Source organism: Thermincola ferriacetica (genome assembly GCF_001263415.1).
Taxonomy (GTDB): Bacteria; Bacillota; Thermincolia; order Thermincolales; family Thermincolaceae; genus Thermincola; species Thermincola ferriacetica.
The window spans coordinates 1-17700 of sequence record NZ_LGTE01000037.1; the positions used below are offsets into that span (position 1 = coordinate 1).

Sequence of the window (17700 nt, forward strand, 5' to 3'; positions counted from 1 at the left end):
TCCCTTATCAACATCCCGGGGCGCCCTACATAAGTTGAGTGCCGGACTTCCCGGCGGCCTTCGCCATCTTCGAACATGCGGGAACCCCCTGCCTGCCCGGCTGTGGTTTTGCGGGCGCAGTTGCTCCTTAACGGTAGCCTGAGAACCCCACCCACCCTTTCAGCATTACAGCGGTTAACACATCACCACAGAGGGCGCGGAGAGCACAGAGGAAATCAGAGGTAAAGGCAAAACGGAAAAATTGTCGAAAACAGTCGGAATATGGCGATAAATTAAGCTGCCCCAACGCAGGAGTTCTGCTGTTCCGGGGCGTATTTTATGAAACAGGAAAAATTCGACAAATACTCATATTGTTTGGCAAACCATGCGAAAGCATGGGGCGCAAAGCCATGGGTCTACGGCCGAAGGGCCAGGATTGCCAGGTTGCAGTATAGTTGCGGTAGTAGTGGAAAGCCTGTTCCTTTGGGGGACGGGTTTTTTCAATTGACAATTGACAATTGACAATGGAAAGTTTAAACCGGGGGGAATGTAGGATGTACAATTTTAAGCTCAAGAAAATCAGTGTGGGTTCGGTGTTTAAGTTTTCGCTGATTGCAGGTATACTGCTAGGGTTTATCATTGGACTTTTCATGGGTATTGTGGCAACCTTTGCCCCGCAGGAGTCCGAAATGGCTTTCGGCGGCGGGATGATGGGCGGTATATTGTTGGGCCTGCTCTACGGTCTATTGATTGCAGTGGTGAATGCGATATATACCTTTGTCTTTAACTTTGTGGCAAAGTTTAGCGGGGGAATTGAGATGGAAGTGGAGAATTGGGAGAGGTAGGAAGGTAAACCCGTGTTTCCGCAGTTGAGCATACCAAAACACCGGCACAGCGCCGCCTGCCGGTGTTTGGCCGCTTGCCTAAATGTGACGCACGTGTTGGGCCAAGCCGCATCTGCATGGCTTACGGCGGCACGTGCGGTGGTTAGGAGAAATTTACAAACTAAGAGGAGCAAAAAGTAATGGATGAAATAAGTCCAGACGTAATCGAAAAGAAACTCATAAAATCTTTGATTAAGAGTGTCAAAATGCTAAATCTATTTACTGTACCCCAAGCTATTTGGTTAATAGAATTATATTATTTAATGCTAAATTCGTTTTTGCTATTTCTCAAAAGCATTTCAGGATTAGATAATATTATTAGTCATTTTCCAAAACAAATTTTCCATTTTAACTCATTGATTTTAGGTTATTTTCAAGATTGGTCTTCATTTGTCTTTTTTCTAAGTGTGGGTCTATTTTTAAGCGGAATAATTATTTCTATGGTAACCACATTTCCTTATATATCCAATTACAAAATGGTAATAATTTATTCAGGTTACGGTGTAACCGCTTCAATATGGTTATTCCTTATCTGGCTAACCTATAAGGTTTTTAATTATTCATACACACTCTATCCGTTAATCATTATATTTTTGTTCTATTTATTTCTTGCACGGGACCAAATGCTCAAAATTATTAAAAAGAAGTTCGGGTCGAGTCTGTAGATATCACTAACAAGTGAACATGTTTCCGCAGTTGAACATACAAAAACACTGGCACGATATTGGTCCTGCTGATGTGTGGAGGTTTTCCTTACTGTGGCGGCACGTGCTGTGCAAAAACCATCCGCCAAGTATAAGTGCATAGCGCCGGACCAGCAGGTGCCGGTGTTTAGCCATAACACAACATGTTTAAATGCGGCAACACAGGTTACACTAAGCCAGCCGCAAAGCAAACGGTAACGAAGTTTCGGTGCTAAAGCGAAATAATTTTTAATTAAGGGGTGATGAAAAATGAACGAAGTTAAATGGCGAAAAGTTGACTTGCATTTACATTCGGATGCGTCATATGACTGTAATTTAACTCCAGAAGCTCTTGTGGATGAAGTTATTAGATGTGGCATCAACCTTTTTTCCGTTACAGATCACAATTGCATCGATAATATTACTAAAATAAGACAAATTGTTGATTCAAAGAATGAACAAGGAATTGAGATTGAATTTCTCCCAGGAATAGAAGTCAGAACCGATAAAGGTGGACGTGCCATTCATGTACTGGTCATCTTCCCTGAATATATTACAGAAGAAGTCATTAGAGATAAGTTTTTGCCTGATTTGTCTCTTACTCGCACAGACATTGTTAATAAAGGGAAAGAAAACCAGCCAAGCTTAAAAGATGAGGAAGCTTATAAAGTGGGACTCCAAAAGAAATATGCAAATTTCGAAACAGTAGTAAAAGCCGCTAAAAATCTGGGAGGCATAATTATTGCAGCACATCCTAAAAGTCAAAATGGAATAGAACAAGAGCTTGACTACACTAATACTCAAAATGAACTCATTTGTGATTTGGTAAAGTGTATGGATGTCATGGAAGTAAGAAGACAAAGAGCCCAACAGGACAGAGAATTTTATCTAAATAAAAACGGCAACTTCATTACAATAATGGCTAGCGTGAAAAACTCCGATGCTCACTTTATTGGCGCTAATCCTGCTGACGAAAATGACCCTAGAGTAATTGGAAAACATTATACTTGGATTAAGATGGACACCATCGATTTTAATGGGCTAACCCAGATACTTTTCGAACCTGAATTGAGAGTATGTATTTCGGAAAAAGAACCTCCAATTAACCATCCTTATATTAAAGGGATAAAGGTATCCGGAGGTTTTTATAAAGAGCTTCCATTTAATTTTTCCCCGGAGTTAAATACAATTATAGGTGGTCGTGGCAGTGGAAAGTCTGTTGTAATTGATTTGATAAGGTTTGTTTTCGGGAAATATGATAAAACAGATTTTGAATATATGGACAGATTGTATAATTTGCTAAGGCCTTCTAACATAGTTAATCTGGATTTGGTGGATGCCAATGGTAAACTTATATCAGTATCAAGAACGCTAGAGTTAACCAAGCAAAATGACAAAAGTTTTATTGATAATAGTATTCCTGTTGAACTTCCTTTCGATGTTGAAATATTTGGACAAGGAAAACTAAAAGAAATTACTAAGAAGGCCGAAGAGAAACTGAGATTAATAGATGAAGTAGGTGGTTTGAACCATATTCTTGAAGATATTGAAACAAAAATTAGGGAATTGGAAGATAATGCCTTAAAGCAGATTGAGCATTTATATGACATAAGTAAGGACATAGATATTGCTTCGAATAAATCTAATATTCAGAAATCTATACAAGAAATAGAAACGCTTTTAAATGAACCGATTTTACAGGAATTTCAGAAGTTTGAAGAACAGAAAAAGTATTTTGACCTCATAATAAAAAACCTAAGAAGCATTGCCAAGAAGAAGGAGCAATTTTTAAAAGAAACATCTAACTTTCTTAAAATAGAGTTTCCCACCTTAGAAGACACCGTATTACAACGATTAAAAGGGATTTCAGAACAAATTTTCAAGGAAATTGAAGACCAAGAAAAGGATGGACTTGAAAGAATAAAACAAATTATTAAAGAAGTAGATACATTTAAAATCGGTGATAAAATATGGCTTGAGGTTTATCGTGACAAGTTAGAAGAATACACTAAATATCTTCAAGAACACGGAATGGAAAACATTATTGATGAAACGAAGAAACTTAAGGATTATAAAGACCAATTGGTAGAAATCGAAAACAATGTTGAACCTAAAATCAGGAAAACCGTCGAAGAAATTAAAGCTCTCCAAAACCAACGACAGCAGTTACTGCAAGAATATTATAATCTTAACAACCGATTAAGCGAGATGCGGATAAACACTGCTAAGAGATTGACAGAAGAGACTGAAATGATTGAGGTAACAATTTCCCAAGATAAAAACTTTAACAAAGTAAGGAATTTCTTGATTGAGATATTTACAGGTAAAAATGTTCAAAAGAAACAAGTAGAAAACATAATTAACGCCAAATTAACAGGTAAAGAACTTGCTCAATTCATCAAAGACAAAGACTTAGAAGGATTAACTAATAAAGCTAACATTACATCGCATACCGCTGGTGTGTTGTTTGGTGAGCTTTCAGGGACTATAAACTTTGATGTTCTTGGTTTATCTCCTATATCTGATGAGTTATTTCAGTTAGAATTGATTCAGGCTGATGATGAGGTAGCAATTAAAATATTTGATACCGATGAGAAAAAATACAAGAATTTTTCAAGATTTTCCCCTGGCCAACAATGTAGCTTCCTTTTGAGTATTTTGTTAAAAGCAAGTAATAAACCACTTATAATTGACCAGCCAGAGGATGAACTAGATTGGCAGTATATTAAGGACTTTATTAATAAATTGCAACAATCTAAATGTAATTGCGAAGGAAGTTCAAGACAATTCATTTTCGTAACTCACAATCAAAATATTACAGTATTAGCAGACAGCGAAAAGGTGTTCAAAGTTAAGCACCTTCCCATTGAAAACGACGAAGGTGGTAAACGTGGAGATATTGAGGCATGTGGAGGAGTAGAAAGACCAAGTGTTAAAAATGCGATTCTATCATTAGAAGGCGGACAAGAAGCTTTTTTGGCCAGAGGAATGAAATATGGACTAAAATTATCTAATTAAAATTTCATTCGCCTAACATAAAGCCGTGTTTCCGCAGTTGAGCATGCAAAAACACCGGCAAAGCACTGGCCCTGTCGGTGTTTAGCCATTCTTCAACATGCTCAATTGCGGCAACACGTGTTGGACGAAGCCATATTGGCGAAGCTTACGGCAGGCTCGGTATTTGGCGGTTAGACGAAACGTCCGGTTGTGTTACGCATTAAGTAGGAGGCATTCAATAATGAAAGTTGATAAAGAGAAGATCAAAGAAGCAATTGAAAAGTCGGGATACTTAGTAGAACAGAAAGTAATTAACGAATTTGAAAAGGCTGGTTTTTTTGCCGGTGCCAATTACGCATTTGAAGATCAAGATGAACACAGATCAAGAGAAGTGGATTTTATAGCTACCAAATATACCGATTTTACTTTTGGAAAAACAGGATTTTATTTTTTTGCTTATGGAGAAGTAAAAAAGAAATCAGACCCTCTGGTTTTCTTTGAACGACAACCGCAAGGACAAGAGTTTTTAGAATATCATATTCCTATTACCGCTACTCAAATGTTCTTTACGAACATAGATGTAGGATTGGATATCCAAAAACTCTTGAATTTTAAAGAAATTCATCATCAAATACAACACGGGCTAATTTCAACTCAGTTCTGTGTAGTCGACCAAGCAAAAAGAAAAGCAGAACACAAGAACCTTTATGAATCGTTATTTGTTCCTTTATTAAAATGTGTTGATTCTGAGATTCATGACATTGGTAAGAATTGGGTTTTTGACCCAATGCGTCCGTCCTATTTTCTTGGTATTTTTCTGCCGTTACTCGTTATTTCTGGCCCCTTACTTTCATACAACGTTCACAATGACGAATTAACCGAAAAAGACTATATTATTTACAGACGTCATTACTCTTCAGGCACTGTAACGAGAACTTTATTAATAGATATTGTTTCAATGAAATACTTAGAGCAATATTTATCTGATAAACTAACTAAAACCTACCAAGCATTTGAGGAAACTATGGCAAAAAATATTGACATTATTTTTGATTACTGTTTAAAAGATAGAGCTATTCTTGATCTTAAAGTAAAAGAAATGTTAGCAAAACAGGGATATAAGCCCTAATATTACAGCGGCAATCGGTCGCATCGTCTAACATCAAGCCATGTCTCCTTAGTTAAGCATACAAAAACACCGGCACAGCGCCAACCCCTCCAGTGTTAGGTCGTTCTTCGAATTAACTCCTGGTGGTCAACTTTTCGATTGACACACAGCGTCAAGTTAGCGTCTCAACGTAAAGGTGATAATTATGCCCAGGACCCTTCTTTTGAAAAAGAGAGTTGATTGGTCGCTTTTGGAATATGGGATAACTATACCTATTGAATGTCACCAGAACTTTTTCATTGCCAACGGAGAATATTTACCCCGAGGGCATTCACGGGAAATTGACCTGGTTTGGAATGGTCAAGTGATAAAAACACGATTAAATAATGTCGATCGGAAAGTTTCAAGTGATACTTTGCAGATTAAATACAGCCAAGGGACACCAGCTTCTGATTTTTTTAAAGCAGTTTTTCAAAGAACCTACATAAATGCTTTGAGGCAACGAGAAACTGGACATTTGGAAGGCAAAGAAAGGCCGCAAACCAGAATACCGGATGAGGAAGCAGAGTACTTGTATATTTTTTCTACAAATTTGCCCTATGTTTATGAGATTGAATGTGAAACACAGGTTGAAAAATTTTATAAAGATGAGAATCCGGACGCGGACATGAAAACCAGAGTAACCCAAGCCAAATCCAGTTTTGAACAAGAAAATAACCTACTTACTGAGGAAGAGATTAATCAGTTTAGAATATTACGTTTTAAAGATTTTGCAAGCAGAATTGAAAAGCCCAAGCAGATTGCTAGGGCGATAAACGTTTATTACAGTAGCGCCAAGCTTAAGGAAGATATAAAACAACATTACGATTACACCTGCCAGATATGCTCAACACAAATCAAAAAAACCGGGTGGACAAGCCACTTACCAAGAATTCAGGCTTTTCGATTTTTGGATGCTGATGCTCATCATGTCAAGCCCCTTAGCGCCGGAGGCCCCGACAGTCCTTTTAATATTTTATGTTTATGCCCCAATTGTCATCGCCGCTTACATACTGGCCAATTTGATATAGTTTTCGATTGGAGTTCGCCGCTGTGCCTGGACGTATTTGATAAAACAAAATATAGAATTAATTTTCGGGAAGGGCATAAGCTGGTAAATTATTAGCCTTTTTGTGCTGTGGATAGGGGAGAAATTTATGAGTCAATACCGGGTAGAGGTATATTTGGTGGTTGAGGCAGAAGACTTTGATTCAGCTTTGGAAAAAGCTCTGGCAAGTATATCATCGAAAGTTGAAGTGGAACAATTAGTCAAAGTGTTTGACGAAGATGGCCATTGTGAAGCCTATGATTAATTTTTCAAGTCACCTGTCTTCATCCACATAACAAAATATCAGCAAAAATACGTCAGCAACTTCAATTACTATAAGAGACCATATGATTATAGAATTTATTGATGGGGGTGTATATAAAATATTCATGAAACCCTATATTTTCCTTACTTCTGAAGGTTATACCTTTCAACCTGATTCTGATTCTGTCGAGCCTGACATTGATAATTGCCAGGTTATAGGTTTTTCCGAAGGAGAAAATGCGGAAGAAGCTTTCAGGAATCTTTTGCAGGAAAATGAATATTTGCTGGAAACGAAATTTGATGAAATATATTGTTACCAGTTGGCTGATAAAAAGAGAACTGATTTTTCTCTCAAAAAAGAGATTGGTCAATAATTTTATATAAACCCCAACAGGAGGTTGATTAGCATTACCTGCCCGTTTTGTAACCGAACCGACCAAATCCTGCAAAACAGCCTGGCCTTTGCCATATTTGACAAATACCCCGTCAACCAAGGCCATCTCCTGATCGTCCCCAAAAGACATTTTAGCAATTACTTTGATGCCACTTCCGAAGAAGTACAGTTTCTCTGGGCCCTGGTAGAGGAAAGCAAGTCTTACCTAGACACAAATTTTCAGCCCGACGGATACAATATAGGCATCAATGTAGGTACTGCAGCAGGGCAGACAGTCATGCACCTGCATATTCATCTGATTCCCAGGTATAGAGGAGATATTGATAACCCGACCGGTGGGGTGCGTGGTGTAATACCGCATAAAAGAGTATATACCGTTGAGGGAGGGTCCTGATTGTCCGTTATAACTGAGCTGGATGCAAGCTTTAGAAACCGCCAGGCTTCCTATAAAATGGTTACCGTTTTGGCTATGCTGGAGAATTGTTCTGCGAATGGCGTGGCCCGTTTAGACGATGTGACCAGGTACTTTCGAAATTTTTACGAATCCAGGCAGAGATTTGGCAAAAAACCTGAAAAGGACAAGATCGAAATGTCCAGAGTGGCAACTTTGACCGATGCTCGGGTCAAAGAACTTATATTAACTAACCCCGTTCAGGCTTTAAATAAGTTTATCACCTACCGGGGGGATCGCCAGGAGCTCAGTTTTACCGATAAAGTTGTTGCCGAGTTAACCGAGTCCACCAGGCGGGAAATAAGAAACCTGGCCTACAAGCACCTTTATTGGTATTACAAAGACTTCGACCCTCACCAGATCACACTTCCGGAACTCTCCTCTCTGGCTCCTGGCGTGGCTGTAACTGCCACTGATATAGCTCTGTTATCGGGCCAAAACCAGGTTAAAGGTATTCACCCGATTTTTAAAGAAAATTTTAAAGCCGTAGTTATTCTCTGTACCATTGGCGGGGAGTTGTATCCGAACCAATGGCTTACGGAAGACAGGACCATTCTCAAATATTACCTGGAAGGCAGAACGGACAAGGAAACAGGCAAAAAGACCTATAATCTGGACCTGCCCTCAAATAAGGCGATTATTGAGTCAAGTAAAGAAGGCTATCCCTTGTATGTTTTTGTGCGAGATAAAAAGGGAGAGTTATTTCATTTCGCCGGTGAGTTTATGCTTGACAGGGTGGAACAGGAAGCCGGGGGAGCAGATTACTATTTCATTTTGAGGAAGGTTACCAAAATGGGTATTCCTGATGAACAGACAAATCCTCGTTTGATGAATTCTGATAAAGAAAGACTGAAGTATAACGAAATTGTCGAACACATTTATCAGTACATATCGAATAAAGGCTATTTATATGAAACAGGCCTAATTAAAAACTTCTTTTTATGCCTTAAAACAAAACCCTTTGTTATTCTGGCCGGAATTTCCGGGACCGGAAAAAGTAAATTAGTAGAAGTCTTTGCTGAAGCCGTTGGCGCAACTACGGAAAACGGACGGTTTGTACTTATCCCTGTCAGGCCTGATTGGAACGACAGTTCAGACCTTTTGGGTTACAAAGACATCAACGGGAAGTTTTTACCAGGTCCCTTAACCCGAGTGATACAGCGGGCAAACAGTCAATTGGACAAGCCCTTTTTCGTATGTCTTGATGAAATGAATTTATCCAGAGTGGAGTATTATTTCAGCGATATTTTAAGCCTGATGGAAACAAAGAAGAAAACCGATGCCGGTTGTTTTTCCGAAAAGATTTTTCACGACGATTATTTTCATACCGATGAGGACAAACAGCGGTATGGACAGCTCCGAATTCCTCCAAACCTCTACATTATCGGTACGGTGAATATGGATGAAACAACCTTTCCTTTCAGCAAAAAAGTTTTGGACCGGGCCAATACCATAGAGTTTTCCACGGTTCATCTGAAATCCTTTCCTGGTAAAGATACTCAAGAATTAAGCCCTTTGCCTGTAGATAATAATGTATTTCAGGCCCAGTATCTAAACTTAAAAGATTGTTTGGATAGCTTTGAGTATCTGGAGAGCGTTGTTGACAAGATTGATCAGATAAACGCCGTTTTGTCCAAAGCAAACTTACACGTCGGATATCGGGTTCGGGATGAAATTTGCTTCTATATGGCCTATAACAAAGCCGGTGGGCTTTTGGAGGAAGACGAAGCCTTTGATTATCAGTTGATGCAGAAAATACTTCCACGGATACAGGGCAGCAGCAATCTAATCTTCAATGTGCTTGTTGAGTTGTTCAAGATTGCCAGTGGTCAGGACTATTCTAACCATGAGGCCGGTGTCGGTGAATTGGCTCTAAAATATGTACAGGATAACAACAATATCAAACCTTATCCGCGCAGCGCCGCAAAGATTGCCACTATGCTCTGGAGGTTTGATGATGGCTTTACCTCTTTCTGGTTATAAAGACATGGACTTGGTGAGGATTGAGTCCGATGAACTGATTGTGCTTATTAAAGGTAGACCCGTTCACCCCACCGTGGAACATCTTCAGCTACACCAGGACGCCAGAAGAGAGTGGGCCCGGGCTGCCTTTGAGGTTGTCACCTTTGGCAAGAACTACAAAGTTTATGTTTTTGACCCTTTTACAGGTGACGGTACTTCTGGGTTGCGTGAACTGAATCCAGGCGAAAAAGTATTTCCATGCTTTTATGAACAACAGACTTATAATATTCAAATAGAATCTTTGACAGGAAGAGACCTTCAGTTTTATCATGAGAACAAATCCCTCAGAGAAGCTGTGACACCCTTTAGAAAAGGCATTATTTCAGGGAACTTAAACTTCAGGAATAACATCGGCTTTTCCGAGCTGCAAATCAACTGTGAGGGCAGGCCTGTATTAAAAATAAAGCTGGAGGTATTTCCTGCTAAAATTGATTATCAGCATGATTTTCAGGAACTGCTCAGGGAAGTTAATGAGGAAATTTACAACTTGGCCTATGAATTTATGATGCGAACATTTTTCCACGCCAAAGAGACGCGCACTGTTAAACAAAGTCTCAGTGAATTTTTCACTATAATCAGTCTCATTTTTGGCAAATTTGTAAAAGCGCTGGAATTAGTCAAAGCCAACCCTCATCATAAGATTGTCCCCGTTGGTCACATAGCCCGGGTGGAAAAAGTCAGGCGTTTTGACCATCAGACCGCGAAGTGGTTGGCTAGTCACCAGGAGAACCTTGTTCGGTCTGTAACTAATAGCGGGATTTTAGTGAGGCGCAATTATTTTATTCCGGTAAAACTCCGAGAAAGTAAGAGGCAGGTTACCTACGATACTTTTGAAAACCGTTTTATTAAGTGGGCACTGAAAAAGGTCTGCAACAAGTTGGCTGTCATTCACCAGGAGTACTTAAAATTATATCGAGGTGACAGTTCCCGTTTTGATCCATACATTGATAAAAAGCTGCGCAGAATGTTGGCCAAACTTCAGGGTTTTTCCAGAATGGAGATTTTTACAAATGTTACAGAACTGAACCGGCTCGATAACTCCTCATTGGTACTTCAGATGGCGCCCGGCTATGGCGAAGTTTACCGGTATTATTTGCTGCTGATGAAAGGCCTGTCTATTCAGTCCGATGTTTTTCATATGTCACTGAAAGACCTGCCTACCCTTTACGAGTACTGGTGTTTTCTGGCCTTAAACAAAATTTTGCGGAAGAAATACAAGCTCAGAAAGAACAGTCTCATCAAAATAGATAACCGGGGATTGTCGGTAACACTGAGAAAAGATAAAACAGCCTCGATAATCTATGAAAACCCTGTGAACGGGGAGAGGTTTACTCTCACTTATCAGGACAGCAACATTTCCGTTCCCACTATTGCACAGGTTCCGGATAACGTTCTTTCATTGCAAAAAGAGGGGTCTGATGTTAAATACAGATATGTTTTTGATGCCAAATACAGAATCAATCCTGCTCTGGACAAAAGATATCTTGCTAAGCATGGTAAGCCAGGTCCCGAAGAGGATGACATAAACACAATGCACCGTTATCGGGATGCTATAGTATTTGGGAATAAGGAAACGGGATTCGAGCGTTCGGTATATGGCGCTTTTGTGCTGTTTCCCTATGGTGACGAGGATAACTATGCCGGTCGCACTGATGGCAAACCTCATACCTTCTACGAAAGTATCCAGCACGTCAATATAGGGGGGCTACCCTTTTTACCCGGGCATACTGGCCTGGTGGAAGAACTGTTGGATGAACTCATATTGGATACACCCGAGACGGCCATGGAAAAGGCTCTTCTTCATGAAGCTGCCGAAGATTATTATTACAACAAATTCTTAAAGAGAAATGTTTTTGTGGGTTCCCTGAGAACCAAGAAGCAATGGGAAATTAACTACAAATACAGTTTTTATCACACACCGTTAAAGAATGTGGTTAATAACCTGGGGAATTTGGAATATGTGGCGGTCTACAGAAGTAGGGAGCTCTATGGAGAGGACAGCGGGATCAGGCATTACGGTAAAATAAAGAGCTTTAAGATTCTTAAGAGGGAAGAAATTGCCGAGATAAAAAGTGACCAGAAAGGATATTATGTGCGTTTTGAAATTGAAGAGTGGAAAGAGTTGCCGCAGAAGATAGTGCCGTTACAGTATGGAGTTTACGATAAACTGTTTACGACACTGCCGTTATTGTTAAGTGCGCGGGAACTTCCGGAGCTTAAACTGCAGACAGAAGAGGAAATTAGGCTATGGAAAGAGCTTAGGAGAGTATCTCAGGAACCGCATGTGCGGGCTGAAGTGGCTATACTTCATGTAAATGGCGGGGAACAGTATCTGGATGCAGCAAAGGTAAAGGATTTTATTGTGGATGGTCGAGCCATACTCCGGTTTGCGGGCCAAACCCTGTCCGTCGAAAAAAACGGCATCACACGGTCCTGGTCTCTGGAGGAATTAAAAGGAAACAGGGTTAAAGTATTTAAGGCCATCCGGGACTTTGTGAAGTCGTAGACGCCGTTGGTCAGACTGTCAACGATTTCCTACCACCCCAGAACCCGGTGAGGCATTGTGCAAGGTTTTCCTTTGTGCTGCCGCCGTCATGAGTCTTGCTGCAAACCGAGGCAACAAGGCAGGGGGTTCCCGCCTGTTTGAAGATGGCGAAGGTCGCCGGGAAGTCCGGCGCTCAACGTAGGTTGAGTGACCGGACGGGAGGCGGCCTGACTTATTAGAAATGCAACATGAGCCATCGAGTTCGGGAACGCTGCCTGAACGGCAAGGGTTTGCAGCACAAAGCTCTGGGGTAGCAGGGTCACCCCACCCACCTTTTCGTGGTTAAAGGAAGGCGTAACTTCGGAGCAACGGTTACTTCACTGTGCAGCGGCCAGACTTTTGAGAAATGCAACATGAGACACAGATTTTACCAAAAAACCTTTGACAAAGAACCAAGCAGTTTATTATAATTAAACTATACCAAATGGGTAAACAATATTAATGAACCATCTTAAATTAAATCTTAAATTAATTAAAAGAAAGGGGAATTAAATATGGGTGAGAAAACTGTCAAAAACCTTTTGGCCGCATTTACGGGAGAGAGCCAGGCGAGGAACAAGTACACCTTTTTTGCCTCGGTGGCCAGGAAGGAAGGGTGGCTGGAGATTGCTGAGTTTTTTGAGGAAGCGGCAAAAAATGAAAAAGAACACGCTGAGGTCATCTTAAAGTTACTGAAAGGGATCGGTGACACCAGGGCAAACCTTCAGGCGGCCATTGACGGGGAGTCTTTTGAGTACAAAGATATGTACCCGGCTTTTCTGAAAGATGCCCTTGAAGAGGGTGTAACTGAAGCGGCTAAGTTTTTTGAAACTGTTGCCACGGTTGAAAAACGTCATGCCGAGAAGTTCACTAAACTGCTGGCTGCTCTTGAAAATGGGAAACTTCTTGTGCGGGATGATATCATCGCATGGCAATGCCGGGAATGCGGCTTTGTCCACGAAGGGACAGAACCCCCGGAAAAGTGTCCTCTCTGCGGCCATGACAGGACATTTTACAGGCCCGGGCACAGGGTAGGACAGAAATAGAAAACCAAAGGAGGAATTTATATGACAGAGTTAAACCAGATTTACAAATGCAATGTGTGCGGCAACATGGTGGAAATAGTGCATACCGGCGCAGGTCAGTTGGTCTGTTGTGGAAAGCCCATGGAACTAAAGAAGGCCAATGAACAGGAGGCTAGCATGGAGAAACACGTCCCGGTGGTTGAAGCAACTGTCGAGGGGATCAGGGCTACTGTCGGCAGCATAAAGCATCCGATGGAGGAAAAGCACTATATTGAGTGGATTGAAGTTATTGACAGTGGAGAGGTTGCCCGTAAATACCTGAAACCGGGTGACGAGCCGGTGGCTGAATTCTGTCTGCCCGGCGACAATGTTGAGGTCAGGGCTTACTGCAACATCCATGGCTTATGGCATAGATAGCAAAAAAATCACCTTCTGCTTTTAGCACGAAGGTGATTTTTTGTCCCTGGCTTTCATGGTGCCGTTGGTCATGACTGCCAACGCTTTCCCGTTAACTCAGAATCCGGTGAGGCATTGTAAAGGGTTTTCTGTTTGCGCTGCCGCAAAAATTTCTCTTCCCGGAAATAATACTGGAACAAATGTTTGGTTTATGGTAAAATAATCCTGGGAGGGTGAAGCTGAACTGATGTTCTCTTTAAAACCCGAATGAGAAAAGATATCATGTTACCAAGGGCGTGAATGGAAATGAAAGAAATCCTTAACCTGATTTTGGCCAAGGTTGAAGGGCTTGAAGAGGGGCAAACAAGACTTGAGGCAAGCATGGCCCCGCTGGAAGAGAGACAAGCTATGCTCGAAGAAGGCCAGGCCAAACTTTTTGTTGGCTTTAAAGACTTGGGCGAACGTTTGGACAGAGTGGAAAAGAAACTGGATGCCGTTGTCGAACAGACTGCCGGTCTGCTTGAGTTTAGAACGGAAACGGAGAAAAAACTGGGTGAGATCAGTGGCGATATAAGAATTTTGGCCGGAGAACTTGGCCGGCAGAACCTGGAGATTGAAAGGATTAAATTAAAAGTCGGATAAAAAACTAGCCTCCTTGCTGATTATACGCAAGGAGGTATTTTTAACATATCTTTCCCTTGACACAGGGTTCATGAGTCAGGGCCCGATTACCTTTTTACTTTATATTGAGGTTCCTGCCCTTCAATATAATTTACCCGCCCCCTCAGATTATTACAGATGTTTTCGACCTGGCCGCTTAAGTCGTTAAACATTTGCTGGGCCATTTTATCCTGAGTATCAAGGGCAAAGGTTTTCAGGTTGGCTGCGGCCCCTTCAAGACTGGCCAAAGTCTGATGCAGTTTTTCGCCGATAGTCAATTAAATAACCTCCTTTAATATGAATTTGAATTTTCGCCAACTTTATATTGTCCCTTAGAAGCTTTAGTTATGCTGGAAATAATAATAAGAGATGGCAAAGCGCCTTGACTTTGCGCCCCACATAATATAAACTAATATATGAACATTTGTTCAAACATTATTAACTTTTTGGGGGGTTTACTTTGGAGGAAAAAGAGGCTTTTGATACATGTGCCGTCTTATGTATACACGAGGATGTTGTACAGGAGTTAAAAAACAAGCTCTTGGATAAGAACACTGTGCTTTCACTGGCGGAAACTTTTAAAGTGTTGGGGGACCCGACCCGGGTCCAGATCATTCACGCTTTGGCCCAGAAAGAACTTTGTGTCTGCGACCTGGCTGCCCTGTTGGGCATGAGTCAGTCTGCCATTTCGCACCAACTGAGGATTCTCCGCAACTTACGGTTGGTCAAATACCGTAAAGAGGGTAAAATCGTTTATTATTCCATTGATGACCAACATATTATTAATCTGTTTACCGAGGGGCTAGAACACATCAAGCATGGCTAAAGCCCAGGAGAACGTAGTACAGGAAAGAACTTGGCAAAAGGAAAGGGCGTGTAACTATGTCAGAAATGATTATGCCGCAAATAGCGTCCGCAAAGAACAAAGTTGTTTTTCGGCTCACCGGCCTTACGTGAATGGACTGCGCCGCCAAGTTTGAAAAAGAAGTGGCGGCCATACCTGGTGTCACCAGGGCAGAGCTTAACTTTGGCGCTTCCAAATTAACCGTGCAGGGGGCTTTTGACCCGCAGGCCGTTTACTTGGCAGGAACCAGGCACGATATTGTTGCGCGGCCGGCATATGAAAAAGGACAGGAAAAACAGTCTTTCTTTGCTGAATACAAAAGGGTTATCATCAGCGGGCTGGCGGGGTGCGCTCTGCTTGCCGGTTGGGTGCTACAGCACACCCAAGGATTAACTTCCGCTGCCATTCTCTTGTATATTGCAGCTATGGTAATCGGTGGATTTTCCACTGCCAGAAAAGCCTTTTTCAGTATCCGGAAACTTAATTTTGACATGAATGTACTAATGACCATCGCGGTAATTGGAGCAGCGGCTATAGGCGAATGGTCAGAAGGGGCCTCGGTGGCTTTCCTTTATTCCATCTCCAATGCCCTGGAATCCTTCACCATGGAAAAAGCCCGGCAATCTATTAGAGAACTTATGGACATTGCGCCGCGGGAAGCGCTGGTCAGGAGAAACGGGGAAGAAATTTGTTTAGCGGTGGATGAAATTCGTGTTGGCGATATATTGATTGTTAAACCGGGTGCAAAAATTGCCATGGACGGCAAGGTCATTAAGGGAACTTCAGCCGTAAACCAGGCCGCTATCACCGGCGAATCTGTTCCCGTGGAAAAAAACGTCGGTGATGAAGTCTTTGCCGGTACTTTGAATCAGGAAGGTGCCATTGAGGTTGAGGTCACCAAGCTGGTAAACGATACAACCATCGCGAAAATAATTCATATGGTAGAAGAAGCCCAGGCCCAAAGAGCCCCTTCCCAGAAGTTTATTGACCGTTTTACCGCCGTTTATACGCCTATAGTCATCGCTCTGGCCATCGGAGTGGTCTTAATACCGCCCCTTGTTTTTGGCCGGCCGTGGAGTCCCTGGATATACAGGGGATTAGCCCTGCTGGTGGTTTCCTGTCCCTGTGCGCTGGTGGTATCCACGCCTGTAGCCCTGGTTTCGGCCATAGGCAATGCGGCGCGTAACGGTGTGCTGATTAAAGGCGGTGTGCACCTGGAGGAAATGGGCTCAGTAGCCGTTATTGCCTTTGATAAAACAGGTACCCTGACTGTCGGCCGGCCGGCGGTTATCGACATAATTCCCGTCACCGCCAAAGATGAAAAGCAGGTATTGAACCTGGCCGCAAGTATTGAACAATTTTCGGAACACCCCCTGGCTAAAGCCATCGTAGAAAAGGCCAGGCAGGAAAAACTGGCGTTGTTACCGGTCGAAGATTTCACCTCCCTCACAGGAAAAGGCGCCAGAGCTAAAGTAAAAGGAAAAAGGTATTTTATCGGCAATCCACGTCTATTAGACGAATTAGGCATGCAAACAAAAGAAACCGGACAGGTTGTCGCGCAGTTACAGGAACAGGGTAAAACAGTGATGGTGGTGGGGGACGAAGAAAATATCGTGGGGATAATAGCAGTGGCTGATATTGTCAGGGAATCAGCCGCCAGGACTATCAGGGAATTAAAGCAGGCCGGTTTAAGGCGGGCCGTAATGTTAACCGGAGATAATAAAGCCACGGCCAAAGCTATTGTTGAGAAGGCGGGCATTGATGAGTTTGATGCCGAATTACTGCCGCAGGATAAAGTAGCCGCCGTGAATAACCTGGTTAATAAGTTTGGTAAAGTAGCTATGGTTGGCGATGGGATAAATGATGCGCCGGCTCTGGCGGCAGCAACCGTGGGGATAGCTATGGGCGGGGCCGGTACGGATACGGCGCTGGAAACCGCCGATATCGCCCTGATGGCCGATGACCTGGCCAAGCTGCCTTTCCTGGTGCGCCTGAGCAGAGCTACTCTCAGTGTTATCAAACAAAATATCTATTTTGCTGTGGTTATTAAATTAATTGCCGTGGTCCTCATTTTCCCGGGCTGGTTGATGTTATGGATGGCCATACTGGCAGACACCGGGGCAGCAGTTCTGGTTACTCTCAACGCTATTAGGCTGCTGCGAATAAAACCTGAATTATATTAAGCATGATTTAATAAACCACAGCGGCTACCTACAATTACGGAAGGGTGGGCAGGGTTCTCCGCCTATCGTTTGGGAGCGACTGCGCCCGCAAAACCGCAGCCAGGCAGGCAGGGGGTTTCCGCATGTTCGAAGATGGCGAAGGCCGCCGGGAAGTCCGGCACTCAACTTATGTAGGGCGCCCCGGGATGTTGATAAGGGA

15 protein-coding genes and 1 riboswitch are annotated in these 17700 nt (G+C 42.3%); of the genes, 14 read left to right on the forward strand and 1 reads right to left on the reverse strand.

The genetic code is table 11. The features are described from left to right. Window positions 1-346 precede the first annotated feature (346 nt). A riboswitch (cyclic di-GMP riboswitch) is annotated at window positions 347-431 on the forward strand. A gap of 102 nt (window positions 432-533) precedes the next feature. From Tfer_RS14900 to Tfer_RS14960, 12 genes are all read left to right on the forward strand, one after another. Continuing rightward, window positions 534-824 (forward strand): hypothetical protein, encoded by a 291-nt coding sequence (locus tag Tfer_RS14900; RefSeq protein ID WP_052219084.1) that lies wholly within the window; start codon window positions 534-536, stop codon window positions 822-824. Window positions 825-1816: 992 nt separating this feature from the next. Further along, on the forward strand, window positions 1817-4564 hold the full coding sequence (locus Tfer_RS14910; RefSeq protein ID WP_052219086.1) for a TrlF family AAA-like ATPase: 2748 nt from the start codon (window positions 1817-1819) through the stop codon (window positions 4562-4564). Window positions 4565-4784: 220 nt separating this feature from the next. Further along, window positions 4785-5672, forward strand: a complete 888-nt coding sequence (locus tag Tfer_RS14915) for a hypothetical protein (RefSeq protein ID WP_052219087.1) — start codon at window positions 4785-4787, stop codon at window positions 5670-5672. A gap of 202 nt (window positions 5673-5874) precedes the next feature. Further along, window positions 5875-6816, forward strand: a complete 942-nt coding sequence (locus Tfer_RS17195; protein ID WP_160315574.1) for an HNH endonuclease signature motif containing protein — start codon at window positions 5875-5877, stop codon at window positions 6814-6816. A gap of 31 nt (window positions 6817-6847) precedes the next feature. Next, a complete protein-coding gene (locus tag Tfer_RS16665; protein ID WP_160315575.1) occupies window positions 6848-7003 on the forward strand; it encodes a hypothetical protein in 156 nt (51 codons plus the stop codon). Between the two features lie 82 nt (window positions 7004-7085). Continuing rightward, window positions 7086-7376, forward strand: a complete 291-nt coding sequence (locus Tfer_RS14925) for a hypothetical protein (RefSeq protein ID WP_242843612.1) — start codon at window positions 7086-7088, stop codon at window positions 7374-7376. Between the two features lie 33 nt (window positions 7377-7409). Further along, entirely contained in the window at window positions 7410-7790 is a 381-nt protein-coding gene (locus Tfer_RS14930; RefSeq protein ID WP_052219098.1) for an HIT family protein, read from the forward strand. After that, window positions 7791-9830: an McrB family protein gene (locus Tfer_RS14935; protein ID WP_052219089.1), complete on the forward strand. Its 2040-nt coding sequence runs from the start codon at window positions 7791-7793 to the stop codon at window positions 9828-9830. Further along, window positions 9805-12375, forward strand: coding sequence for a restriction endonuclease-like protein (locus tag Tfer_RS14940; protein WP_052219090.1), 2571 nt, complete (start codon window positions 9805-9807; stop codon window positions 12373-12375). Before Tfer_RS14935 ends, Tfer_RS14940 begins: the two co-directional genes overlap by 26 nt. Window positions 12376-12908: 533 nt before the next feature. Continuing rightward, entirely contained in the window at window positions 12909-13439 is a 531-nt protein-coding gene (locus tag Tfer_RS14950) for a rubrerythrin family protein (RefSeq protein WP_052219092.1), read from the forward strand. Window positions 13440-13460: 21 nt separating this feature from the next. Then, entirely contained in the window at window positions 13461-13835 is a 375-nt protein-coding gene (locus tag Tfer_RS14955) for a desulfoferrodoxin (protein ID WP_052219093.1), read from the forward strand. A gap of 285 nt (window positions 13836-14120) precedes the next feature. Beyond that, complete coding sequence (locus tag Tfer_RS14960) at window positions 14121-14456, forward strand: hypothetical protein (protein ID WP_052219094.1); 336 nt, start codon at window positions 14121-14123, stop codon at window positions 14454-14456. A gap of 86 nt (window positions 14457-14542) precedes the next feature. On the opposite strand, the gene Tfer_RS14965 is transcribed toward Tfer_RS14960, so the two are convergent. Continuing rightward, window positions 14543-14752, reverse strand: coding sequence for a DUF1657 domain-containing protein (locus Tfer_RS14965; RefSeq protein ID WP_052219095.1), 210 nt, complete (start codon window positions 14750-14752; stop codon window positions 14543-14545). A gap of 182 nt (window positions 14753-14934) precedes the next feature. Between Tfer_RS14965 and Tfer_RS14970 the strand changes: the two genes are divergently transcribed. Further along, complete coding sequence (locus Tfer_RS14970; RefSeq protein ID WP_013119348.1) at window positions 14935-15300, forward strand: ArsR/SmtB family transcription factor; 366 nt, start codon at window positions 14935-14937, stop codon at window positions 15298-15300. A 71-nt stretch (window positions 15301-15371) separates the two neighbouring features. After that, entirely contained in the window at window positions 15372-17501 is a 2130-nt protein-coding gene (locus Tfer_RS14975; protein ID WP_152909080.1) for a heavy metal translocating P-type ATPase, read from the forward strand. Window positions 17502-17700 lie beyond the last annotated feature (199 nt).

What these genes read in the sequence shown, in the direction of transcription:
- Tfer_RS14900 (WP_052219084.1), top strand. Translation starts at nt 534, where the DNA reads ATGTACAATTTTAAGCTCAAGAAAATCAGTGTGGGTTCGGTGTTTAAG.
- Tfer_RS14910 (WP_052219086.1), top strand. Translation starts at nt 1,817, where the DNA reads ATGAACGAAGTTAAATGGCGAAAAGTTGACTTGCATTTACATTCGGAT.
- Tfer_RS14915 (WP_052219087.1), top strand. Translation starts at nt 4,785, where the DNA reads ATGAAAGTTGATAAAGAGAAGATCAAAGAAGCAATTGAAAAGTCGGGA.
- Tfer_RS16665 (WP_160315575.1), top strand. Translation starts at nt 6,848, where the DNA reads ATGAGTCAATACCGGGTAGAGGTATATTTGGTGGTTGAGGCAGAAGAC.
- Tfer_RS14925 (WP_242843612.1), top strand. Translation starts at nt 7,086, where the DNA reads ATGATTATAGAATTTATTGATGGGGGTGTATATAAAATATTCATGAAA.
- Tfer_RS14940 (WP_052219090.1), top strand. Translation starts at nt 9,805, where the DNA reads ATGGCTTTACCTCTTTCTGGTTATAAAGACATGGACTTGGTGAGGATT.
- Tfer_RS14950 (WP_052219092.1), top strand. Translation starts at nt 12,909, where the DNA reads ATGGGTGAGAAAACTGTCAAAAACCTTTTGGCCGCATTTACGGGAGAG.
- Tfer_RS14955 (WP_052219093.1), top strand. Translation starts at nt 13,461, where the DNA reads ATGACAGAGTTAAACCAGATTTACAAATGCAATGTGTGCGGCAACATG.
- Tfer_RS14960 (WP_052219094.1), top strand. Translation starts at nt 14,121, where the DNA reads ATGAAAGAAATCCTTAACCTGATTTTGGCCAAGGTTGAAGGGCTTGAA.